The sequence below is a fragment of the Polaromonas sp. P1_H6 genome, assembly GCF_056405195.1.
Genome location: NZ_JBFUCN010000016.1, coordinates 24189 through 47370, shown reverse-complemented (window position 1 = coordinate 47370; position 23182 = coordinate 24189). Strand labels below are relative to the sequence as shown.

Genomic DNA, 23182 nt, shown 5'->3' with positions numbered 1-23182 from the left:
TGCTTATTTTCCTTGGGGTGCAGGTTTGGCCCACCAGGCCATCATCACCCAGTCTTCCGCCCCGGCATAGGGCGGCATCGGCGGTTTGAAGCCCAGCCGCCAGCCGTTGTAGGCGACGCGGTGAGACGTCAGCGTCCACTGGGGGATCAGGTAGTGGCTATGCATGACCACACGGTCCAGCGCTCGGCAGGCCGGGATCAGTTCGGCCTTGGTCCTGGCGCTGACCACCGCGGTGACCAACGCATCCACGGCCGGGCTCTTGACGCCGAAGTAATTGCCCGAACTTTCGGTGTCGGCCGCCTTGCTGCCGAAGATGTCGCTCAGCTGCTGGCCCGGATCGTGCGTGCCTGGGAAGTTAATGGTCGTAATGTCGAACTCGAATTTATCCAGCCGCTGCTGGTAGAGCGCGAAGTCAACCGGCGAGAAGCGCAGCGTGATGCCCAGCTTTTCCAGGTTGCGCATCCAGGGCGCAACCGTGCGCATGCCCGTGTCACGGCTGTCCAGGTAGTCGAGCACCATGGCCTCGCCCTTGGCATTGCGCAGCGCGCCATCGCGGTAGATCCAGCCGGCATCCTTGAGCAGGGCCTGCGCCTTACGCAGGTTGTTGCGCAGCGATTGACCTTCGCCGGTCGTTTCGGGCGGCTGGTACATGAGCCCGAAGACCGCGGCAGGCACTTTGGCGCGCAAGGGCTCCAGCAGGGCCAGCTCGTCCGGTGATGGCTGGCCGGTGGCGGCGCAGTCCGTGTTGCCGAACAGGTCTTTCACGCGCGGATAGCCGTTGTAGAACAACTGCCGGTTCATCCACTCGTAGTCCAGAGCCAGGTCCAGGGCTTCGCGCACACGTGGGTCGGAGAGCATGGGCTTGCGGCTGTTGAGCACATAGCTCTGGAACCCGGACGGCTGGCGGTGCTGGAATTCCTGCTTGACCAGTTCGCCCGAATCGAAGCGCTTGCCCGTTACACGGCGTGCCCAGTCGCCGGCCGAGTAAAAGCTCATCATGTCGAACTCAGCCGCCTTCAGGGCCTCCAACCGCGCTGTGCTGTCCTTGTAGATCTTCACGGTGATGCGATCGAAGTTGTAGCCGCCGCGCCGCACGTTCAAATCGCGGGCCCAGTAATTGGGATCGCGAACATAGGTGATGTCCTTGCCGAAACGCACCGGGCCTATTTTGTAAGGCCCGCTGCCGATGGGCACGTCCATCACAACGTCGTCGAAGCGCTTGGGCTTGCCGTTCACCATGCCCCATGCGCGGCTGAACACCGGCAGGCCGCCCACCGTCAGGGGCAGTTCGCGGTAAGGCTTCTTGAACCGGTAACGCACCGTGCGCGCGTCGATCACGTCGCAACCCGCCACGTCCTCCAGCGCGGTCTTGTAACCGGGCGACGTGTAAGGACCTATCAGCGTATCGTAGCTGTGCTTGACGTCTGCGGCCTCCACCGGCGCCCCGTTATGGAATTTCGCTTGCGGACGCAGACGGAACACCACGCTCAGCCGGTCGGGCGCTAGCTCCACATCCTCGGCCAGCAGGCCATAGCCTGCGGCGGTTTCGTCCATGGAGCCGGCCAGGAGCGAATCGAACATCAGCGTCGCCAGGTAGGCCGGCGCCGAGCCCTTGATCGTGAAGGGGTTGTATTTGTCGAAAGTCGAATAGCGCAGGTTGCTGACCAGGCGCAGTTCCCCGTCTTTGGGTGCGGCCGGATTGACGTAATCGAAATGGGCAAAGCCGGCGGGGTATTTAAGGTCACCCCAGAGGGCGTAGCCGTGCGCTGCCCACGATGGCAATGAAACTCCCAGCAGGACCCAGAGCAGCAAACTTCGCATGCGACAATTCTGCACTACTTGGGTCGGCAAATTTCCGGCGCGCATATCTCGCGCCCCTTGCCGGCCCACCCTCAGCACATTTACTGGAGCACCTGCATGGCGACACACACCGGATTCCTCACTGGCAAAAAACTGTTGATCACGGGCGTGCTGTCCAACCGCTCCATCGCCTACGGCATCGCCAAGGCCTGCCACGCGCAGGGCGCCGAACTGGCCTTCAGCTACGTGGGCGAGCGCTTCAAGGACCGCATCACGGAATTCGCCGCCGATTTCGACTCGAAACTGATTTTTGACTGCGACGTGGGCGACGACGCCCAGATCGCCAAGCTGTTCGCCGACCTGTCCCAGACCTGGCCGACCTTTGACGGTTTTGTGCACAGCATCGGTTATGCGCCGCGCGAGGCGATCGCCGGCGATTTCCTGGACGGCCTGTCGCGCGAGGGCTTCAAGATCGCCCACGACATCAGCGCCTACAGCTTTCCGGCCATGGCCAAGGCCGCCCTGCCTTACCTGAACAAAAAATCTGCCCTGCTCACGCTGACCTACCTGGGCGCGGTGCGCACCGTTCCCAACTACAACACCATGGGCCTGGCCAAGGCCAGCCTGGAAACCTCGGTCCGTTACCTGGCCGAGTCACTGGGCCCTAAGGGCATGCGCGTCAACGGCATCAGCGCCGGCCCCATCAAGACTTTGGCCGCCAGCGGCATCAAGGGCTTCGGCAAGATTTTGAGCGTGGTCGCCGAGGCTTCGCCTATCCGCCGCAACGTGACGATTGAGGACGTGGGCAACGTGGCGGCTTTCCTGCTGAGCGACCTGGCCGGCGGCGTGAGCGCAGAGATCACCTATGTCGATGGCGGCTTCAGCCACGTCGTGGGCGGCATCGCCGAGCCCGCCGAAGCGGCCTGAAGCTGGCCTGGCAGGTTGAGCCTGTTCAGGCTTGACGCCAGTAGTCGTAACTCCAGACGGATGCAAAACCCGCGCGCCGGTACAGCGCCAGCGCCGGGGCATTGACATCTTCGACCTGCAAAAACGCCCGTGTGATGCCGCGCTGCTCCGCCACCCCGGCGATCCCCGCCAGCACGCGCCCGGCCAGTCCCCTGCCCCTGCAAGCCTGGTCGGTGCGCATGCCGTGCACGCTGGACCAGCCATGGCTGAACGCGCCGGCGCCCGCGGCCACGGTTTTGCCGTTCTCGCGGACGCTGGCATAGACCGAACCGCGGGCGCGGCTCAAGGCCTTGACGCGGCTCGCGCCGTCCACCGGGTCAAAACCTTCGGCCAGGAACAGCGCCGCCCACGCGGCATCGGGCGCATCGGCAGTTTCGGCGGGCGCAGCCGCACTGGCCGCGCGCATGGCCTGGACAGTCGCCACCTGAACCAGCACCGGTTTCCCGGCCTGGTAGCCGCGCCGCAACAGTTCCTGCCGCAGGCCGTCGAAGCAGGCCTCATTGGCCAGGCGGAACACCGTGCGCAGGCCGCGCGCCCGATAACGCGCTTCGACCTGGTCGACCAGGCCCTCGTCGGCCGGTAGGTGGCGCAGCGGCACGGCGCTATGCGCCCGGCTGACGGTGCCGCTGTCAAAAGGCAGGAGCCAGCCCTGGAATTCCTCCACGGCTTCGGGAGACACCGCGGCCAAGGTGGCGCGCTCTATGGATTCGATATCGCTGGAGGTCATGGTTCCTCGGGGTGAAAAGTCCACGGGACAAAGCTCGCGAGCAGGCGGCTTCGAGTCTGCTGATTATTGGCTAGGAAGCCCGCCCGTTAAAGTGCTGGACGGGAATGGCGGCGAGGTCCAGGTCCTGCACGCAGCGCAGGTTGATGGCCGCCATGCGCTTGCCATCCGGGCCTGTGCCCTCGCCATAAGGGTGGATGCCGCAGGTGGGGCAAAACCGGTGGCGGATGAGGTGCTTGTTGAACAAATAGGTGCTGGCGTTCTCGTCGGGAGTCAGCAGGCGCAACTGCTCGTGCGGAACAAACCAGAGCAGCGATCCCTTGCGCGAGCACATGGAGCAATTGCAGGCCAGCGCGCCGGCGGGTTCGCCTTCAACCTCGAAGGCAATCCTTCCGCAATGGCAACTTCCTTGGTGAGTCATGTTTTGCATCCTTTTTTCTCAATAATCTGGAAGGGAACCACGCGCATGTGGCGCGCCCTCAACAGTTTGCTGAAGGGACGCTTGCAGCGTCCGGCACGGGACTATAGACTGTACATTCATACAGCTCAAAGTCAACAATACTATGGCGACTCAGCATCAATTCCGGATTCCCTCCTCTCGCGCTTCTGCCCCGGCGGCATTTTTCCGCCTGAAGGCGCTGCACCTGCTGCTGGTCCTCGCGGGCCTGCTGACGCCCGCCTTGCCCACCTCGGCCCTGGCTTTGGCGGCTGCCTCGCAGGCGCCGGAGTTGATGCTCGCCAAGGTCTATCGCCCAGGCACCTCCGTGCCCGACTACTGGGTCAGCGAAAAATACGACGGCGTGCGTGGCTACTGGGATGGCGAAAAGCTGCTGACCCGTGGCGGAGAACGCATCGCCGCGCCGGCCTGGTTCACGGCCGGCTGGCCCAAGGTTCCGCTTGACGGCGAACTGTGGGCTGGCCACGGCCAGTTTTCCCGGGCGGTGTCCACCGTGCGCCAGCAAAGCCCGGACGCGGCTGCCTGGCGGGCCATGCGTTTCATGGTGTTCGACCTGCCGGCGCAAGGCGGCCCGTTCAGCGAACGCATTCCCGCGCTGAATGGGGTGGTGAGCCGTATCGACCAGCCCTGGGTGCACGCCGTGGCGCAGTCCAAGGTGGCCAACCATGCGGCCCTGCAGGCGCTGTTGGCCACCACCGTCAAGCATGGCGGCGAAGGCCTGATGCTGCACCGGGGGGCGTCGTTTTACAAAGGCCAGCGCAGCGACGACCTGCTCAAGGCCAAGCCGCATGAAGACAACGAGGCCCGCGTGGTGGCGCACCTCCCCGGCCAGGGAAAATACGCGGGCATGGTGGGGGCGCTGCTGGTGGAAATTCCGGGTGCGGACGGCAAGACCGGCCAGCGTTTCAAGCTGGGCAGCGGCCTCAGCGACGAGTTGCGCCAGAACCCGCCGCCCGTGGGCAGCACCGTCACCTACCGTTTTCGCGGCCTGAACGATAGCGGCATTCCGCGCTTCGCGAGCTTTATGCGGGTGCGGGACGACGCCCTTTAAGCCGGGCAGGTGCGCACCCGGCTCCGGGCCTACCACCGGGTCTATTTCTTGACGCAGTCGGCGTAGTAGCGGGTCTTGCCTTTGGCATCGACCTCTTCGACGAGTCCATGGATGTCGGTCTCGAAACCCGGGCACTGGGCGTTGAATTCGCGCGAGAACTTCAGGTAGTCGACGATGCGCTTGTTGAAGACCTCGCCCGGGATCAGCAGCGGGATGCCCGGCGGGTACGGCGTGACCAGGCCCACGGTGATGCGGCCCTCCAGGTGGTCGATCTCGACCCGCTCCGTCGTGCGGTGGGCGATGTGGGAATAGGCGTCGCTGGGCTTCATGGCGGGCGCCAGGTCGCTCAGGTAGACCTCGGTCGTCAGCCGCGCGATGTCGTATTTGGCGTACAGCGTATGGATGTGCTGGCACAAGTCGGCCAGGCCCATGCGCTCATATTTGGGGTACTTCTGGCAGAACTCGGGCAGGATGCGCCACATCGGCTGGTTCTTGTCGTAGTCGTCCTTGAACTGCTGCAGCGCCGTCAGCAGCGTGTTCCAGCGGCCTTTGGTGATGCCGATAGTGAACATGATGAAGAAACTGTAGAGGCCGGTTTTCTCGACGATCACGCCATGCTCTGCCAGGAACTTGGTCACGATGCTGGCCGGGATGCCGGTCTTCGCGAACTTGCCGTTCAGGTCCAGGCCCGGCGTGACGATGGTGGACTTGATCGGGTCCAGCATGTTGAAGCCGGTGGCCATCTGGCCGAAACCGTGCCAGTTGTTGGCGCCGTTCTTCGCTGTCTTGGCGCTGCGCGACTCGCCCTTGATGATCCAGTCCTGCGACTCGCCTATGCCCTCTTCGACCAGCTTGTCCGGGCCCCAGACCTTGAACCACCAGTCGGTGCCGTATTCCTGATCGATCTTGCGCATGGCGCGGCGGAAATCCAGCGCCTCGGCAATGCTTTCCTCGACCAGCGCCGTGCCGCCGGGAGGCTCCATCATGGCGGCGGCCACGTCGCAGCTGGCAATGATGCTGTACTGCGGAGAGGTGGAGGTGTGCATCAGGTAGGCCTCGTTGAAGAGGTGCCTGTCGAGCTTGGTGTTCTGCGAGTCCTGCACCAGCACGTGGCTGGCCTGGCTGATGCCGGCCAGCAGCTTGTGGATGGACTGCGTGGCGTAGACCACGGCGTTTTTCGGCCGGATGCGGCTCTTGCCCATCGCGTGGTAACTGCCGTAGAACGGGTGGAAGGCCGCGTGCGGCAGCCAGGCCTCGTCAAAGTGCAGGTTGTCGACATAGCCGTCGAGCATGCCCTTGATGGTTTCGGTGTTGTAAAGCACGCCGTCGTAGGTCGACTGCGTCAGCGTCAGCACGCGCGGCTTCACGCTGTCGGCGTCGACGCCCTTGAGCAGCGGGTTGGCGCGTATCTTGGCCTTGATGGCCTCGGGGTCAAACTCGCTTTGCGGAATCGGGCCAATGATGCCGAAATGGTTGCGCGTTGGCTTCAAAAACACCGGGATCGCGCCCGTCATGATGATGGCGTGCAGGATGGACTTGTGGCAGTTGCGGTCGACCACCACGACATCGCCCGGCGCCACCGTGTGGTGCCAGACCATCTTGTTGCTGGTGGAGGTGCCGTTGGTCACGAAGAAGCAGTGGTCGGCGTTGAAGATGCGCGCGGCGTTGCGCTCGCTGGCGCCGATGGCGCCGTCGTGGTCCAGCAGCTGGCCAAGCTCTTCCACGGCGTTGCAGACGTCGGCGCGCAGCATGTTCTCGCCGAAGAACTGGTGGAACATCTGCCCGACGGGGCTTTTGAGGAAAGCGACGCCGCCCGAATGGCCGGGGCAGTGCCAGGAATAGGAGCCGTCCTCGGCGTAGTCGAGCAAGGCCTTGAAAAACGGCGGCTGCACGCCTTCCAGGTAGCTCTTGGCCTCCCGCAGGATGTGGCGCGCCACGAACTCGGGCGTGTCCTCGAACATGTGGATGAAGCCGTGCAGCTCACGCAGGATGTCGTTGGGGATGTGGCGCGAGGTCTTGGTCTCGCCATAGACATAGATCGGCACGTCCAGGTTCTTGCGGCGCACCTCTTCGATGAAGTTGCGCAGGTTCAGCACTGCGGGGTCGAGATCGGGCCCGGGCGAGAACTCTTCGTCGTCGATCGACAAAATAAAGGCGCTGGCCCGGCTTTGCTGCTGGGCGAACTGCGAGAGGTCGCCGTAGCTGGTGACGCCCAGTACCTCGAAGCCCTCGCTTTCAATGGCCTGCGCCAGCGCGCGGATACCCAGGCCGGAGGTATTTTCGGAACGAAAATCTTCGTCAATGATGACGATGGGAAAGCGGAATTTCATGACGGGGAGAGCAGTTCAAGGGCGCCCTGAACCTGTCGGAGGGCATGGGGAACGCTCAAAAGGCATAGACAGGTTGAGCCCGAGCGGTGATAGGAAGCTTTTTCCAAGCAGCGAAGTGTAAGGACATATTGTTGCGCTACGCTTGTCTTGGGGTCTAATTGCCCCAAAATGTAGCGGATGACCTACAAAAGGAGGATGCATGAGTGAATCGACGATCTGGTGGCTGCTGGCCGGCGTGGCCGTCGCGGTGGAACTGGCGACGGGAACGTTTTACCTGCTGATGGTGGCCGTAGGGCTGGCGGCCGCTGCCGTCGCCGCCCATCTGGGCGCATCGACGTCCGTGCAGCTGATCACCGCGGCCGTGGTGGGCTCGGCCACCGTTGGCATTGCCCATTTTGTCCGGGGCCGGAGCCCCGAAGCCCTGCCGCCCGGGACCAACCCGGACGTCAACATGGATGTCGGCGAGACCGTGCAGGTCGACAACTGGCAAGCTGACGGTACGGCACTGGTGCGCTACCGCGGCGCGCAATGGGCGGTCGTGCAGGCGGCCGGTGCAACGCCCTCCGCGGGTCCCCACCGTATCCGGGAAGTCATTGGCAGCAAACTGGTCGTAGAAAAAATCTGAGGGAATCAACATGTCATCTTATGTAGCACTTATCGTTTTCATCGTCGGGATGATCTTCGTCATCCGCGCCATCAAGGTCGTGCCCCAGCAGAATGCCTGGGTCAAGGAACGGCTGGGGAAATACGCCGGAACGCTGACGCCCGGCCTGAACTGGCTGATTCCCTTCGTGGACCGCGTCGCCTACAAGCACAGCCTCAAGGAAATCCCGCTCGACGTGCCCAGCCAGGTTTGCATCACGCGCGACAACACGCAACTGCAGGTCGACGGCATCCTGTATTTCCAGGTCACCGACCCGATGCGCGCCAGCTACGGCTCATCCAACTACATCGTGGCCGTCACCCAGCTGGCCCAGACCTCGCTGCGTTCCGTCATCGGCAAGCTGGAACTCGACAAGACCTTTGAGGAGCGCGACATCATCAACGCGCAGGTTGTGGCCGCCATTGACGAAGCGGCCCTGAACTGGGGCGTGAAGGTCCTGCGCTACGAAATCAAGGATTTGACGCCGCCCAAGGAAATCCTGCACGCCATGCAGTCGCAGATCACCGCCGAGCGCGAAAAACGCGCGCTGATCGCCGCCTCGGAAGGCCGGCGCCAGGAACAGATCAATATCGCCACCGGTGAACGCGAGGCCTTCATCGCCCGCTCCGAAGGCGAAAAACTGGCCGCCATCAACAACGCCCAGGGTGAAGCGGCCGCCATCATGGCCGTCGCCGACGCCAACGCCAAAGCCATCGAAATGGTGGCCGCCGCCATCCGCCAGCCCGGCGGCGAGCAGGCTGTCCAGCTCAAAGTGGCCCAGCAGGCGGTGGAGGCGTATTCCAAGGTGGCCAAGGACGCCAAGACCACCTTGATTGTGCCCAGCAACATGACGGAAGTCGGCTCCCTCATCAGCTCCGCCATGAAGATGGTGCAAGCCAACAAGGTGTAATACGGGTCTGCCGGGAAAACAGCTATGAGAAAGCCATGACCGCAAAAAACGTCCTGGGTACGGACCTCGTGCCCTGTTCCTACGACCCGCTCACAGGCTACTTTCGCGACGGCTGCTGCAACACGGACGCCTCGGACCTCGGCTCCCACCTGGTTTGCGTGCGGGTCACCGCCGGGTTCCTGGCGTTTTCCGCCCTGCACGGCAACGACCTGAGTACACCACGGCCTGCCCACCGCTTCGCCGGGCTCAAACCGGGCGACCGCTGGTGCCTGTGCGCCAACCGCTGGCGGGAAGCGCTGGAAGCCGGCTTTGCGCCGCCCGTCATCCTTGAGTCCACCCATAGCAAGGCGCTGGAATTCGTCACCCTGGCCCAGCTGGAGAAGCACCGCTTCCAGGGCGCGGTTCATTAGCGTGTGCATTTATGGCGCATTTCCCGGCCGGCAGGCCTGGGCGCTGCTATAATCAAAGGCTTCGCGGAAGGGTGGATGAGCGGTTTAAGTCACACGCCTGGAAAGCGTGCGTAGGGTTAAACCTACCGCGGGTTCGAATCCCGCCTCTTCCGCCAGTGAGTCAATGAAAACGGGGCCTTGCGCCCCGTTTTTCATTTTGGTCTTACATCGAGCTCTGACGCTCGCCAGTCCGGCTACTCCGGCTTTGTCTCCACGTCGGCTTCCACCATCTGCTTGATCTTCTCCACTTCGGATTGCATGTGCTGCAGGAATGCGGCAAAACCTTCGCGGCCCAGACGCTCAATGGCATCGTCGACTTCCTGCTGGCTGGTGGGGCGCGGATACGGCACGCCGTCTATTTCGCAGACCGAGGCAGCGGGATAGACAAAGCCCATCATGTAGGGGAGATTGGCCGCGGCTTCAGTGCCGAACATCCGCGTGAGCCGGCTTTCGTAGAGGATGTCGATGGGCTTGACCTTCAATTTACGCCCCAGAACATCGGTGAGGACCACGAGCTGTTCGGCAGCGGTTTCCGTGCTGCTGGGACCGGAAGGAATTCCCGGGGTTGCTTGCGTTTTAGCCATTTGACGTCTCCAAGAAAAAGGTTGATCCGCCGGGCCTCATCAATCGAAAGGGCCGCATGTGGCCCTGATCCACGGGTACCTCGCCGGATTGGTTTTGTGCATTCCAGGCAGGTCACTGTCATCCTTTATTCCTATCGGAAGCACAAAAACCCTGCCTGAATCCATTCTGGTTCGGTAAAAAGAATTCGTTTGCTCACATTGTCTTTTTGCGGGCAATGTTTCCACGATTCCTCGTTTCAGCCGTAGCCGGCAAGGCTTTCCGCTTTCTCGCTTCAGCAAAAAGCGGGCAAAAAAAAGCCACCTTGCGGTGGCTTTTTTTATCTGCGGTGAACGATCAGTTCAGGGCGGATTTCTTGCCGTCCTTGTAGACGTACAGGGTGATGGCGGGGTTCTTCAGTTCGCCGTTGGGTTCAAAAGCGATGGTGGTGGTCACGCCCTTGAAGTTGGTCTTGATCAGCTCAGGGGTGTAGACCTTTGGATCCCAGGAACCGGCGCGCTTCATGGCGTCAACCAGGACGAAGGTCGCGTCATAGGTGTACGGGCTGTAAACCTGGAACTGCTTCGGATACTTGGCTTCGTAACGCTTCATCCAGGCTTCACCGCCTGGCATTTTTGCCAGGGAAGCGCCGCCTTCAGCGCAGACCACATTGCTGATGGTCTTGGCGCCGGCTGCCAGCTTGGCCAGTTCGGCCGTGCAGATGCCGTCACCGCCGAAGTACTTGACGTTGCCCATGCCGAGCTGCTCCATCTGGCGCAGCATCGGGCCGCCTTGTGGGTCCATGCCGCCGAAGAAGATGGCATCGGGAGCCTTGGCCTTGACCGCGGTCAGGATGGCCATGAAATCGGTGGCTTTGTCGGTCGTGAACTGTTCGTCAACGACGGTCATGCCTTTTGCCAGGGCGGTCTTCTTGAACACTTCAGCAACGCCTTGGCCGTAAGCGGTACGGTCGTCGATGATGGCGACCTTCTTCAGCTTCAGTGCGTCAGCGGCATAGAAAGCCAGGCCGGCGCCCAGGGCGTTGTCGTTGGCGATGATGCGGTAGGTGGTTTTGTAGCCTGGCTTGGTCAGGTTGGGGTTGGTTGCAGCGCCCGTGACGTGGGGAATGCCGCAATCGTTGTAAACCTTGGAAGCAGGAATCGTCGTGCCGGAATTCAGGTGGCCGACCACGCCGGCGACTTTGGAGTCGCACAGTTTTTGTGCGGCTGCGGTGCCCTGTTTTGGATCAGCAGCGTCATCTTCAGCAACAATTTCAAACTTGACCTTCTTGCCGCCGATGACCACGTTTTGCGCGTTCAGGTCTTCGATGGCCATACGCACGCCGTTTTCATTGTCTTTGCCGTAATGGGCCTGCGAGCCGGACAGCGGTGCCACATGGCCGATTTTGACGACTGCGTCTTGGGCAGAAGCAAAACCCGCCACCGCAGCGAGGGCAGCCACTACTGTCAGTTTTAATTTCATTTGCATAAAAACACTCCGATTAGGAAATTACCGTTAAAGGTTGAGAACGAATTTTTTTACTCAACGGGGCCGAACATAACGCAATTTCCGGGCCCGCACCATAGCAACGTCCCTAGGTTAATTTCTGATAAGGGGGTTTACCCGGGGAGCAGATCGGCTTATGTGAGCGCGTGTTTCAGCAGCGCCCGCGATGATGCCGCAAGGGAAAAATTCGCGGATCCAAGCAGTCACCTGCGAGACCTATCCGCCGGCCCCCGGCGGCGTGCGTTCATTCGCGAAAGCCTGGCTGACGGACTGGCGGACGACGCCCTCGATTTCTTCGCGAAGGCGCGGCTCCAGGCTTTGCGTGTGTTCAAGAATCAGCTGGCCTACCACCTCGCGCAAACGCCGGTCCAGCATCAGGTCCACCCGCTGCAGCACGCGCTGCACCATCTGCTCCTGCAAGTCCGGCGAAGCCGCCAGTGAGGCCATGGGTGCGGCGGCGGATGCTACCGGGGGCGCTGCCGTTGCACCGGCCGGGCTCGGTGCCGGCAAGGGGGCCGCGACGGGCCGCACGACCTCCGTCAACGTGGGCACAAAGCGCGGCGGCGCGGGCGGTGGACGGTTCATGCACCCTCCCCGGCCGTGGCCAGGTCGTGCCGTTTCATCGCATAACCCCTGTCGGTGTAATGCTTCCAGCGGCTGCGCGCGGCGAGGCGGTCTTCGTCGCCCTGCGCCACCACTTCGATGAAACGCTCAAAGCGTTCGAACTCGGGCGGGATTCCCTGCCCCAGGTTGACCAGCACGCCATAATGCGGGCACGCTTGGAGCGATTCCGCCAGCACCACGGGCGATGCCGCCAGGGTGCTCTCGGCCGCTCCACCACGGCAGTGCGGCACGAACTCGGCCGGCGAAAAGCTCCACATCAGCTGGTCCAGCTCGGCCAGCATTGCCGGCTCACCCGTCACCACCACGCTGGCCCCGCTCAGGTAGGCCTTGCGCAGCAGCCGGCAGCTGTAGGCCAGCTTGTCCGGAACATTGAAGTGAAAAGCGATCTCGGTCATGCCCGTGTTCTGGCGGCGGCCTTGGGTTTTGCCGAAGCCTTGGGTTTAGCAGTTGCTTTGGGCCGGTTGGAAGCCACCTGGCCCAGCAGGTAATCGAGCAGCAGCGGCACGGGGCGGCCGGTGGCGCCCTTGGCGGCGCCGCCTTTCCAGGCGGTGCCGGCGATGTCCAGGTGCGCCCAGGGGAAACTAGACGCGAAGCGTTGCAGGAACTTGGCCGCGGTGATCGCACCGCCGGCCCGGCCGGCCACATTGGCGACGTCGGCAAAATTGGTCTTCAGGCCTTCGGCGTAATCGTCATCCAGCGGCATCCTCCAGCACAGGTCCATGGAGGATTCACCTGCTTGGGCCAGCGCCCCGGCCAAGGCATCGTCGGTGGAAAACATCCCGCTGCGCACGCCGCCGAGCGCGATCACGCAAGCGCCCGTGAGCGTGGCGATGTCGACCACGGCCCTGGGCTTGAAGCGCTCGGCGTAGGTCAAGGCGTCGCACAGCACCAGGCGTCCCTCGGCATCGGTGTTCAGGATCTCGATGGTCTGCCCGCTCATGCTGGTGACCACGTCGCCCGGCTTGATGGCGCGGCCGCCCGGCATGTTCTCGCAGGCCGGAATCAGGCCCACCACATTGAGGACAGGCTGCAGTTCAGCCAGCGCCCGGAAGGTGCCCAGGACGCTGGCGGCGCCGCACATGTCGAACTTCATCTCATCCATCTCGGCGGCAGGCTTGATGGAAATGCCGCCCGTGTCGAAGGTAATGCCTTTGCCGACCAGCACCACAGGCGCCACGGTCCTGGCCGCACCGTCGTAGCGCAGCACGATGAAACGCAGCGGCTCGGCCGTGCCCTGGGCCACGGCCATAAAGGAGCCCATGCCCAGTTTGGCGACCTCTTTAGGGCCCAGTACTTCGACCTTGATATTGCGCAACTTGCCCAGCTCCCTGGCGGCACCGGCCAGCAGGGTCGGCGTCGCATGGTTGGACGGCCGGTTGGCCCATTCCTTGGCGAATTCCAGGCCTTTGAGCAGGGCCACGCCTTTGTCCAGGCCGGCCTTGGCCGCTTTGGCGCTCGCGGCATCGCCCACGGCGATCAGCACGCGCTGCAGCCTGGAGGGGCTGGCCTTGGACTTGGTGGTGGTGTAAACGTAGGTTGCATCGCCACAGGCTGTCACGGCGGCGCGAACGGCCTCGGCCTGCAGCGCGTCCAGCAGGTCCAGGCACAGCACGATGCGCTGCGTGTTGCCGTTTTTCACGGCGCCCAGGGCTGCGGCGACGGCGGTGCGGATGTTTTTGGGGCTGGCATCCCCTACCCCGGCCAGCACCAGGCGCGTGGCGGCGATGCCGGGCGCGCGGTAGGCAGCCAGCAGCTTGCCCGGCTTGGCTTCGAAGTCCCCGGACTTGATGGCCAGCGCCGTCAGTGCCGACAGCGGATCGCTGCCGGCCCCCGTGTCCTGGGGCACGAGCACCAGCAGTGCGTCGGTTTTTTCGCTGCAAATACGGGCGCGGGTCAGAGTTTTGAGTTCAAAGTCCATAATTCAGGGTCTGGTGGATAAACCGAAGTGAAACAAAAATAAAACAAAGCAAAAGCAGATATTCAGTCAATGTTATTCCAATCTTCGATTCGCAAAGAGCTGGCACGCAGTTTCGGCGCCACGCTGGTGGTGCTGGTCACCATCGTGATGACCATCGTGCTGATCCGTACACTGGGCCAGGCCTCGCGCGGTTTCATCAATCCGCAGGACGTCATGCTCTTCATGGCCTACTCCGCGCTGGGCCGCCTGCCGACCATCCTCACACTGTCGCTTTTCATCGCCATGGTCAGCACCTTGTCGCGCATGTACCGCGACAGCGAAATGGTGGTGTGGTTTACCAGCGGCCAGGGGCTGGCCGGCTTTTTGCGGCCGCTGTTCCGCTTTGCCTGGCCGGTGCTGCTGGTGATCACGCTAATGGCGCTGTTCGTCTGGCCCTGGACCAACCAGCAGACCAAGGACATGCAAAGCCGCTACGAGCAGCGCGGCGACATCGACCGCATCGCCCCCGGCCAGTTCCAGGAGTCTTCCAGCGGCAACCGCGTGTTCTTCATCGACCGCGACCTGGCGGGCGCACGCTCCAGCAACAACGTATTCATCGCCGCCACTGAAAAAGGCAAAAGCTCCATCACCACCGCTCGGTCCGGCCGCATCGAGACCCTGAACGATGCCCAGTTCCTCATGCTGGAAAACGGGCAGCGCCTGGAAAACGTGATTGGCCAGCCGGCGCTCAAGATCAGCGACTTCGAGGAGTACGGCACCAAGACCGGCGACGCCAACCCGCTCAGCGAAAACGCGCCGGAAGCCAAGCTGCTGTCCACCCGCGACCTCGTCAAGGCGCCCAGCCGCGGCAACCTCAGCGAACTGGCCTGGCGCCTCGGGCTGGCGCTGGCGTCCATCAACTTCGTTGTGCTGGCCGTGGCCCTGGCCAGTGTGAACCCGCGCGGCGGGCGCAGTGGCAACATGATTTTTGTGCTCTTGACCTTCGTGGTCTACAACAACCTGGTCAACCTGGGGCAGAGCTGGATTTTTGTCGGCCTCATCAGCTTCAGCAACTTCCTGCTGGCCTTGCACGGCGGCGTGCTTTTGCTGGGCCTGGCCTGGCTTTCCAAGCGGCAGTTCAACTGGGTGCTCAGGCCCGCCCGGCCCCTCAGGCGCGCGCCCATGGCCGTGCGCAATACCGACAGCGAGTTGCCATGAAAACCATACGCCGCCTGATTTACGGAGAAGTGCTGGCCGCCATCGCCCTGGTGGCGCTAGGCTTCCTGGCCCTGTTCTTCTTTTTCGACCTGGTCGACGAACTCCAATACCTCGGCAAGAGCAACGGCATCAATGCCGGCGAGATCTACCAGATCCGCCATGCGCTGCTGTATGTGGGCCTGCTGGTGCCCAACCACCTTTACGAGCTGCTGCCCATTTCGGTGCTGATCGGCACGATCTTCGTCATGGCCCGGCTGGCCCAGAGCTCCGAATACACCATTTTGCGAACCAGCGGCCTGGGCCCCTGGCGCGCGCTGAAGCTGCTGCTGGCCCTGGGCGCCTTGTTTGTGGTGTTCAGCTTCGTGGTGGGCGACTACGTGGCGCCCGCCAGCGAGCGGGCCGCCCAGCTGCTCAAAGCGCGCTACCAGAGCAAGATCACCATAGGCCAGACCGGCGCCTGGCTCAAGGAAAAACAGGCCTACAACACCTACGTGGTCAACGTGAAGGCTCTCACCCCCGACAACGAAATGCAGGGCGTGCAGGTGTTCGAGTTCAACAACAAGGGACTGATCGTCTCGACCACTCAGGCGCCGCTGGCGAGCTTTGCCGCCGGCGATGCCTGGCAGCTGCAGCAGGCCACGCGCGCGGAATTCGAGGTCGGTAGCACGCCCGGCGCGACCAGCACGGCCAGGCCGCAGGAGAGCGCCAAGGTCCACCGCGCGGTGCTTGAAAGCTTCCGCTGGCCCACTGAAATCAGCGCCGAAATGGTGTCGGTGGCGCTGCTCAAACCCGAGCGCATGGGCACCATAGACCTCTTCAACTACGTGCGCCACCTGGACGCCAACGGCCAGACGGCCCAGCGCTATGAAATCGAATTCTGGAAAAAGGTGTTCTACCCGCTGAGCTGCCTGGTGATGGTGATCCTGGCCCTGCCCTTTGCCTACCTGCACTTCCGCTCCGGCGGCATCGCGGGCTATGTGTTTGCCGGGGTCATGATAGGCATCAGCTTCTTCCTGCTCAACAACGTGTTCGGCTACATCGGCAACCTGCGCAACTGGATGCCCTGGCTGGCGGCCGCCACGCCCGGCCTGCTTTACATGGCCGTTTCGCTGGGCGCTTTCGGCTGGCTGGTGCTACGGCGCTAGCGAATGCCCATGACGACGACCGCCACGCCATTGCGCGGCATCATCCTGCTGGCCCACGGCTCGCGCGACCCGCTCTGGCGCGCGCCCATCGAGGCCGTGGCCGCCCGGATACGCGCCGACGCGCCCGGCACGCCCGTGCTCTGCGCCTACCTCGAGCTTTGCGCGCCCACGCTGCCCGAAGCCGCCGCCGGACTGGCCGCCGCCGGCGTGCGTGCCATCCGGGTGTTTCCGATGTTTTTCGGCGTAGGCAAGCATGCCCGCGAGGACTTGCCGCTGCTGGTTGGACAGGTTCAGGCCAGCCATCCAGGCATCGCGGTGGAGCTGCTGCCGAGCGCCGGGGAGCACCCCGAACTGACGGCCTTGATGGCGGCGATCGCCTTGGCCTGAAGCCCGCCGGCCCTGCCGCCTTAGCGCAATACAGGCATAATAAAGTTAATAATTAGCCTGAATTCGCATATGAACCTTCACCAATTCCGATTCGTCCAGGAGGCCATCCGGCGCAACCTGAACCTCACCGAGACCGCCAAAGCGCTGCATACCTCGCAGCCGGGTGTGTCCAAGGCCATCATCGAACTGGAAGAAGAACTCGGCGTGGAAATCTTCGCGCGGCACGGCAAGCGCCTCAAGCGTGTCACCGAGCCCGGCGAGCATGTCCTCAAAAGCATAGAGCTCATCATGCGCGAGGTCGGCAACCTGCGCCGCATCGGCGAGCAGTTCTCGGCTCAGGACAGCGGCACGCTGTCCATCGCCACCACCCACACCCAGGCCCGCTACGTGTTGCCGCAACCGGTCGCCAAGCTGCGCGAAGCCTTCCCCAAGGTCAACGTCAGCCTGCATCAGGGCTCACCCGACCAGGTGGCGCGCATGGTGCTCGACGAAGTCGCCGAAATCGGCATTGCCACCGAGTCGCTGACGCAGTACGACGACCTCGTCACCCTGCCCTGCTACGAATGGCAGCACATGCTGGTGATCCCGGTGGACCATCCACTGGCCAAAAAAGAAAACATCACGCTGGAAGACCTGGCCGAAGAGCCGCTGATCACCTACCACCCGTCCTTCACCGGCCGCACCAAGATAGACCTGGCCTTCGCCGCCAAGCGCCTGCAGCCGCGCATCGCGCTGGAGGCCATAGACTCCGACGTGATCAAGACCTATGTACGCCTGGGCCTGGGCGTGGGCATCGTGGCCGAAATGGCCATCAAGGAAGACGGCACCAACAGCGACCTGGTCGCCATCCCGGCCGGCCCGCTGTTCGGCATCAACGTGGCCCGCGTCGCCTTCAAGCGCAGCGCCTACCTGCGCAATTTCGTCTACAAATTCGCCGAACTGCTCAGCGACAAGCTGGACCGCGCCCTGATCACCAAGGCCATGGCCGGCCGCGTGAATGATTACGAAATTTGATCCACCCCGAAGCGCATCCTGAAGCCATGACCACCACCCTCGAACGCACCCCCAAACTCGAAACCAAGCTGCCCGCCGTCGGCACCACCATTTTCACGGTCATGTCCACGCTGGCCGCCGAAAAAGGCGCGGTCAACCTGGGCCAGGGCTTTCCCGATTTTGAATGCGACCCGCAATTGGTCAATGCCGTCACCGGCGCCATGACCCAGGGCTTGAACCAGTACCCGCCCATGACGGGCGTGCCGGTGCTGCGCGAAGCCATCTCGGCCAAGGTGGCCAAACTTTACGGCCACCGCTACGACGCCAACAGCGAGATCACCATCACCGCCGGCGCGACCCAGGCCATCATCACCGTCATCCTGGCCGTGGTCCATCCCGGCGACGAAGTCATCGTACTGGAGCCCTGCTACGACAGCTATGTGCCCAACATCGAGCTGGCCGGCGGCAAGGTGGTTCGCGTGCCTTTGACACCCGGCACCTTCCGTCCCGACTTCGGCAAGATCGCCGCCGCCATCACGCCGCGCACGCGCGCCATCATCGTCAACTCGCCGCACAACCCGAGCGCCACGGTATGGAGCGAGGCCGACATGCTCGCGCTGCAGGACCTGCTGGCACCCACCGACGTGTTGCTGATCAGCGACGAAGTTTATGAACACATGGTGTTCGACGCGGCCCAGGGCCGCATCCACCAGAGCGCGGCGCGCTTTCCGGGCCTGGCCGCGCGCGCCTTCATCGTGAGCAGCTTCGGCAAGACTTACCACGTCACGGGCTGGAAGGTCGGCTATGTGGCCGCGCCCGCGCCCCTCACCGCCGAGTTCCGCAAGGTGCACCAGTTCAACGTCTTCACCGTCAACACGCCGGTGCAATACGGCCTGGCCGCCTACATGGCCGACGAGCAGCCTTACCTGGACCTGCCGGCCTTCTACCAGCGCAAGCGCGACCTGTTCCGGGACGGCCTGGCCAAAACACGCTTCAAGCTGCTGCCCAGCGAAGGCAGCTACTTCCAGTGCGTCGACATCTCCGAAGTCAGCGACCTCGACGAAGCCGAATTCTGCAAATGGCTGACCACCGAGATCGGCGTCGCGGCCATTCCCCTGTCGGCTTTTTACGGCAACGGCTTCGACCAGCGCGTGGTGCGTTTCTGTTTCGCCAAAAAAGACGAGACCTTGAACACCGCGCTGCAGCGCCTGGCAAAGCTATAACCAGCGTATAGATCAGCGGTAGGCCTGTAGGCGCAGGCTGTCAGTGCTTGCCGACGGTTGGACACGCCCTCCTCCTGCTTGTCCGCCCCCGGTACCGGACAAGAATGAATGCACATCAATAACTAGGAGTGCTTCCAAATGTCCATTTCGCTCATCCTGCTGATTGTCTTGATCCTGATCCTGGTCGGCGCCCTGCCCACCTGGGGCCACAGTCGCAGCTGGGGCTACGGGCCCAGCGGCGGTATCGGCCTCGTGGTGCTGATCCTCGTCATCCTGCTGCTGATGGGACGCATCTAGTCAACGATCTCCCCAGGAAAAATGGCCTTGCGTTGCAAGGCCATTTTTTTGTCCGCTGAAGACGCTAAAGAAGCCTGACCTCAACTATTGAGTTGAGCCCAGGCTTTCTCCAACCGTTTGATACTGACCGGCTGCGGCGTACGCAACTCCTGCGCAAAAAAGCTCACACGCAGTTCCTCCAGCAGCCAGCGGAACTCCTGCATGCGCGCATCGACCGCGCCCTTGCGTTCGGCCACGAGGCGCCAGTAGCGCTGCTCCTGCGGCCGCAGTTCGGCCAGGCGCGTGGTATCGCGTGCCGGGTCGGCGCGCCATTTCTCCAGACGCAAGGTGATGGCCTTCAGGTAGCGTGCGAAATGCTGCAGTTGCGTGTAAGGCGTGGCCGTCAGGAAACGCTTGGGCACCAGACGCTGCAGTTGCTGGGCGGCGTCCGCAGCGGCTTCAGCGGCGTTTTTGCTGTCCTTGATCTTGCGCTGGGCCACCGCGAATTCGGTGAGGATGCCCGCGGCCAGCCGCGCCACTTCACTGGCGATCAGGGTCAGGCGGCCGCGGCCGTCGTCAATGCGTCTCTTGAACTCGCCCTCGTTGGTGGGTAGCGGATCGAGCAGGAAAGCGCGGTCCAGCGCGACCTCGATGATCTGCTCGCGCAGTTCCTCCAGCGTGCCGCCGCCCGAGTTGTCGGCGGCGCGGCCCACCAGCATGTAGGCCGTGGCCATTTTTTGCAGCTCGGGCAGGTTTTTCTCGAGGTACTTCAGCGCATCCTTGATCTGCAGTGCGAACAGCCGGCGCAGGCCGGCGCGGTGTTTGGCCGCCGCCGCATCCGGCTCATCGAACACCTCGATGGTCACCGCATCGCCCAGGTCGATGAGGGCTGGGAAACCAATCAGCGTCTGCGAGCCCTTGCGAATCTCCATGAGTTCCGGCAGCTCGCCAAAGCTCCAGCCCGTGTAGCGCTCGGCCACCTTGACCGGTTTTTTTTCAGGCGCCGCCTGTGCGCGCCCGGCTTGGGCTGCAGGCCTGTCGGGTGCAGAACCGGCAGCCGGTTCGGGCGCCTTGGCCAGGTTCTTGAGCCCGGCCAGCGCCTGGAAAGCACCGCGCGCCTGCGAACCCAGCTCGCCCTTGAGCGCGCCCAGGTTGCGGCCCGCGCCCAGCTGCCGGCCGTGTTCGTCGACCACGCGGAAATTCATGAAAAGGTGCGGTGGCAGCATGTCCAGCTTCATGTCGTTGCGCTTGACGTCCAGCGAGGTCGCGTCGCGCACCAGCTTGAGCACCGCATCCGTCAGCGAGCCGCTGCCGAACACCTCGGGCTGCAGCAGCTGCTCCGTCATGCGGGCGGCCGTGTCGGGCAAGGGCACCAGGCGCGAGCGCGGGCGCTGGTGCAGGGTCTTGATCAGCGCCTGCACCTTGTCCTTGAGCATGCCGGGCACCAGCCACTCGCAGCGCTCTTCATTGACCTGGTTAAGCGCAAACAGCGGCACATCAACCGTGACTCCATCCCGCGCATCGCCGGGCTCGTGCAGGTAGGTCACCACGCAGTCCACGCCGCCCATGCGCAGAGTTTTGGGGAAAGACTGCGTGGTGATGCCGGCCGCCTCGTGGCGCATCAACTCCTCGCGGGTCAGCAACAAAAGCTTGGACTGCTTTTTAGACTCTTCCTTGTACCAGTGCTCGCAGCTTGCGCCGCTGTGCACCTCGGCCGGAAGTTGCTGGTCGTAGAAGGCGTAAATCAGTTCTTCATCGACCAGCACGTCCTGGCGCCTGGCCTTGTGCTCCAGGTCCTGCACCTGCTGGATCAGCTTCAGGTTGGCGGCCAGGAAAGGCAGTTTGGTGTCCCAGTTGCCGGCGACCAGCGCCTCACGGATGAAAATCTCGCGCGCCGTCACCGGGTCGACGCGGCCGAAATTCACGCGCCGGCCGTTGTAGACCACCAGGCCGTAGAGCGTGGCGCGCTCCAGCGCCGTCACCTGGGCGGCTTTTTTCTCCCAGTGCGGGTCCAGCAGCTGTTTGCTCAGCAAGTGGCCGGCCACCTGCTCTATCCAGGCCGGGTCGATATTGGCGATGCCGCGGCCGAACAGGCGCGTGGTTTCCACCAGTTCGGCAACCACGATCCAGCGGCCCGGCTTTTTGCTCAGGCGCGCGCCGGGATGGCGGTAGAACTTGATGCCGCGCGCACCCAGGTACCAGTCTTCCTCGTCGCTCTTGCAGCCGATGTTGCCGAGCAGGCCGCAGAGCATGGACAAGTGCAGCTGCTCATAGCTGGCGGGCTTGTCATTGAGCACCCATTTCTGTTCGCCCACCACGGTATGGAGCTGCGAATGGATGTCGCGCCACTCGCGCACACGGCGGATGTTGACGTAGTTCTCGCGCAGCAGGTTCTCGTACTGGCGGTTCGACAGCTTGTGGTCGGTGCCGTGGCCGCCGCGCGCGTCGCCCAGCCATTTCCACAGCTTGAGGTAGCCGCTGAACTCGCTTTTTTCGTCGTCGAACTTGGCGTGCTGCTGGTCGGCCTGGGCCTGCTTGTCCATGGGCCGGTCGCGCACGTCCTGCACGCTGAGCGCGCTTGCGATCACCAGCACTTCGTCGAGCGCGCCGCGATCCTTGGCTTCCAGAATCATGCGGCCCACACGCGGGTCCAGCGGCAGCTTGGCCAGCGTGCGGCCGACGCCGGTCAGTTCGTTGTCTTCGTCCACCGCGCCCAGTTCGGCCAGCAGCTGGTAGCCATCCGCAATCGCGCGGCGCTGCGGCGGCTCGATGAAGGCGAATTCCTCGACATTGCCCAGGTGCAGCGCCTTCATGCGCAAAATCACCGAGGCCAGCGAGCTGCGCAGGATTTCCGGGTCGGTAAAAGGCTGCCGGCCTTGGAAGTCCTTCTCGTCGTAAAGCCGTATGCAGATGCCGTCGGCCACGCGGCCGCAACGGCCGGCGCGCTGGTTGGCCGCGGCCTGGGAGACCGGCTCCACCATGAGCTGCTCGACCTTGTTGCGAAAACTGTAGCGCTTGACGCGCGCGGTGCCGGCGTCGATCACATAGCGTATGCCGGGCACGGTCAGCGAGGTTTCGGCCACGTTGGTCGCCAGCACGATGCGCCGGCCGCTGTGGCCGTCGAAAATGCGGTCCTGCTCGGCCTGGCTCAGGCGCGCGAACAGCGGCAGCACCTCGGCGTTGCGCGTCAGCGGCTGGTGCGCCAGGTGCTTGCGCAAATGGTCGGCCGCCTCGCGAATCTCGCGCTCACCGGGCAAAAACACCAGGATGTCGCCCGCGCTGTGCGGGCTCAGCCAGAGCTCGTCGACCGCGTCGGTGATCGCATCGTTCAAATCATGCTCACGCGACTCCTCAAACGGCCGGTAGCGCTGCTCGACGGGGAACATGCGCCCCGACACCATGATCACGGGTGCCGGCCCTTTGGTGGAAGCAAAGTAGTCCGCAAAACGCTGCGCATCGATGGTCGCCGAGGTGATAACCACCTTGAGGTCGGGCCGCCGCGGCAGCAGTTGGCGCAAATAGCCGAGCAGGAAGTCGATGTTCAGGCTGCGCTCATGGGCCTCGTCGATGATGATGGTGTCATAGGCCTTGAGCAGCGGGTCGGTCTGCGTCTCGGCCAGCAGGATGCCGTCGGTCATCAGCTTGACGGAAGCGTCGCGCGAAAGCCGGTCCTGGAAGCGCACCTTGTAGCCCACCACGTCACCCAATGGGGTTTTCAACTCCTCGGCAATGCGCTTGGCCACGCTCGATGCGGCGATGCGGCGCGGCTGGGTGTGGCCTATGAGCCGGCCCTGCCCCGCCGGGTAGTTGAGCTTGCCGCGCCCCATGGCCAGCGCGATCTTGGGCAGCTGGGTGGTCTTGCCCGAGCCGGTCTCGCCGCAGACGATGACGACCTGGTGGGCCGCCATCGCGGCGGTGATCTCATCACGCTTGCCGGAGACCGGCAGTGATTCGGGAAAAGTAATGGTCAGGGGGGACAAGGCTGAAAGCAAGGGGGAAAATAAAAAAGGCCGGGACGGCCA

21 protein-coding genes and 1 tRNA gene are annotated in these 23182 nt (G+C 63.4%); 12 read left to right on the top strand and 10 right to left on the bottom strand.

The window, feature by feature from the left end:
- Positions 1-3: 3 nt before the first annotated feature.
- Positions 4-1821 carry an extracellular solute-binding protein gene (locus tag AC1D1F_RS15755; RefSeq protein ID WP_477677985.1) on the bottom strand — a complete coding sequence of 606 codons (1818 nt, stop codon included), beginning with the start codon at positions 1819-1821 and terminating at the stop codon, positions 4-6.
- Positions 1822-1917: 96 nt separating this feature from the next.
- Between AC1D1F_RS15755 and fabI the strand changes: the two genes are divergently transcribed.
- Entirely contained in the window at positions 1918-2727 is an 810-nt protein-coding gene (gene fabI / locus AC1D1F_RS15750; protein ID WP_477677986.1) for an enoyl-ACP reductase FabI, read from the top strand.
- A 25-nt stretch (positions 2728-2752) separates the two neighbouring features.
- Here the strand turns inward: fabI and AC1D1F_RS15745 are convergent, their stop codons facing one another.
- Together AC1D1F_RS15745 and AC1D1F_RS15740 are read right to left on the bottom strand one after the other, a co-directional pair.
- Positions 2753-3493, bottom strand: coding sequence for a GNAT family N-acetyltransferase (locus tag AC1D1F_RS15745; protein ID WP_477696815.1), 741 nt, complete (start codon positions 3491-3493; stop codon positions 2753-2755).
- A gap of 70 nt (positions 3494-3563) precedes the next feature.
- Positions 3564-3911 carry a GFA family protein gene (locus AC1D1F_RS15740; protein WP_477678714.1) on the bottom strand — a complete coding sequence of 116 codons (348 nt, stop codon included), beginning with the start codon at positions 3909-3911 and terminating at the stop codon, positions 3564-3566.
- A 142-nt stretch (positions 3912-4053) separates the two neighbouring features.
- Here AC1D1F_RS15740 and AC1D1F_RS15735 point away from each other — a divergent pair, with 142 nt between their 5' ends.
- Positions 4054-4998, top strand: coding sequence for a DNA ligase (locus AC1D1F_RS15735; RefSeq protein ID WP_477678715.1), 945 nt, complete (start codon positions 4054-4056; stop codon positions 4996-4998).
- Between the two features lie 41 nt (positions 4999-5039).
- On the opposite strand, the gene AC1D1F_RS15730 is transcribed toward AC1D1F_RS15735, so the two are convergent.
- Positions 5040-7328, bottom strand: coding sequence for an Orn/Lys/Arg family decarboxylase (locus AC1D1F_RS15730; RefSeq protein ID WP_477678716.1), 2289 nt, complete (start codon positions 7326-7328; stop codon positions 5040-5042).
- Between the two features lie 199 nt (positions 7329-7527).
- Here AC1D1F_RS15730 and AC1D1F_RS15725 point away from each other — a divergent pair, with 199 nt between their 5' ends.
- From AC1D1F_RS15725 to AC1D1F_RS15710, 4 genes are all read left to right on the top strand, one after another.
- Positions 7528-7953, top strand: a complete 426-nt coding sequence (locus AC1D1F_RS15725; RefSeq protein ID WP_477679058.1) for an NfeD family protein — start codon at positions 7528-7530, stop codon at positions 7951-7953.
- A 10-nt stretch (positions 7954-7963) separates the two neighbouring features.
- The gene (locus AC1D1F_RS15720) at positions 7964-8881 is read left to right on the top strand and encodes an SPFH domain-containing protein (RefSeq protein WP_477679059.1); all 918 of its coding nucleotides are present in this window, start codon (positions 7964-7966) and stop codon (positions 8879-8881) included.
- Between the two features lie 35 nt (positions 8882-8916).
- Positions 8917-9291: a DUF2237 family protein gene (locus AC1D1F_RS15715; protein WP_477679060.1), complete on the top strand. Its 375-nt coding sequence runs from the start codon at positions 8917-8919 to the stop codon at positions 9289-9291.
- A 65-nt stretch (positions 9292-9356) separates the two neighbouring features.
- Positions 9357-9446: transfer RNA gene (locus AC1D1F_RS15710), tRNA-Ser, on the top strand.
- Between the two features lie 78 nt (positions 9447-9524).
- Here AC1D1F_RS15710 and AC1D1F_RS15705 read toward each other — a convergent pair.
- From AC1D1F_RS15705 to AC1D1F_RS15685, 5 genes are all read right to left on the bottom strand, one after another.
- Complete coding sequence (locus AC1D1F_RS15705) at positions 9525-9914, bottom strand: hypothetical protein (RefSeq protein WP_477679061.1); 390 nt, start codon at positions 9912-9914, stop codon at positions 9525-9527.
- 334 nt (positions 9915-10248) lie between these two features.
- Positions 10249-11379, bottom strand: coding sequence for a branched-chain amino acid ABC transporter substrate-binding protein (locus tag AC1D1F_RS15700; RefSeq protein WP_477678692.1), 1131 nt, complete (start codon positions 11377-11379; stop codon positions 10249-10251).
- A 234-nt stretch (positions 11380-11613) separates the two neighbouring features.
- Entirely contained in the window at positions 11614-11982 is a 369-nt protein-coding gene (locus AC1D1F_RS15695) for a hypothetical protein (protein ID WP_477678693.1), read from the bottom strand.
- The gene (locus AC1D1F_RS15690; RefSeq protein WP_477696816.1) at positions 11979-12416 is read right to left on the bottom strand and encodes a DNA polymerase III subunit chi; all 438 of its coding nucleotides are present in this window, start codon (positions 12414-12416) and stop codon (positions 11979-11981) included. The genes AC1D1F_RS15695 and AC1D1F_RS15690 overlap by 4 nt, the downstream gene beginning before the upstream one ends.
- Positions 12413-13939, bottom strand: coding sequence for a leucyl aminopeptidase (locus tag AC1D1F_RS15685; protein ID WP_477678695.1), 1527 nt, complete (start codon positions 13937-13939; stop codon positions 12413-12415). Before AC1D1F_RS15685 ends, AC1D1F_RS15690 begins: the two co-directional genes overlap by 4 nt.
- 69 nt (positions 13940-14008) lie before the next feature.
- Between AC1D1F_RS15685 and lptF the strand changes: the two genes are divergently transcribed.
- From lptF to AC1D1F_RS15655, 6 genes are all read left to right on the top strand, one after another.
- Positions 14009-15136 (top strand): LPS export ABC transporter permease LptF, encoded by a 1128-nt coding sequence (lptF, locus tag AC1D1F_RS15680; protein ID WP_477651720.1) that lies wholly within the window; start codon positions 14009-14011, stop codon positions 15134-15136.
- Positions 15133-16281, top strand: a complete 1149-nt coding sequence (gene lptG, locus AC1D1F_RS15675; protein WP_477696817.1) for an LPS export ABC transporter permease LptG — start codon at positions 15133-15135, stop codon at positions 16279-16281. The genes lptF and lptG overlap by 4 nt, the downstream gene beginning before the upstream one ends.
- Positions 16282-16284: 3 nt before the next feature.
- A complete protein-coding gene (locus AC1D1F_RS15670) occupies positions 16285-16668 on the top strand; it encodes a sirohydrochlorin chelatase (RefSeq protein WP_477679224.1) in 384 nt (127 codons plus the stop codon).
- Between the two features lie 69 nt (positions 16669-16737).
- Positions 16738-17682: a CysB family HTH-type transcriptional regulator gene (locus AC1D1F_RS15665; protein WP_477683329.1), complete on the top strand. Its 945-nt coding sequence runs from the start codon at positions 16738-16740 to the stop codon at positions 17680-17682.
- A gap of 26 nt (positions 17683-17708) precedes the next feature.
- On the top strand, positions 17709-18884 hold the full coding sequence (locus AC1D1F_RS15660) for a pyridoxal phosphate-dependent aminotransferase (protein WP_477696818.1): 1176 nt from the start codon (positions 17709-17711) through the stop codon (positions 18882-18884).
- A gap of 138 nt (positions 18885-19022) precedes the next feature.
- A complete protein-coding gene (locus AC1D1F_RS15655; protein ID WP_411880438.1) occupies positions 19023-19181 on the top strand; it encodes a DUF3309 family protein in 159 nt (52 codons plus the stop codon).
- Positions 19182-19261: 80 nt separating this feature from the next.
- Here AC1D1F_RS15655 and hrpA read toward each other — a convergent pair whose 3' ends face one another.
- Entirely contained in the window at positions 19262-23140 is a 3879-nt protein-coding gene (gene hrpA, locus AC1D1F_RS15650; RefSeq protein WP_477696819.1) for an ATP-dependent RNA helicase HrpA, read from the bottom strand.
- Positions 23141-23182 lie beyond the last annotated feature (42 nt).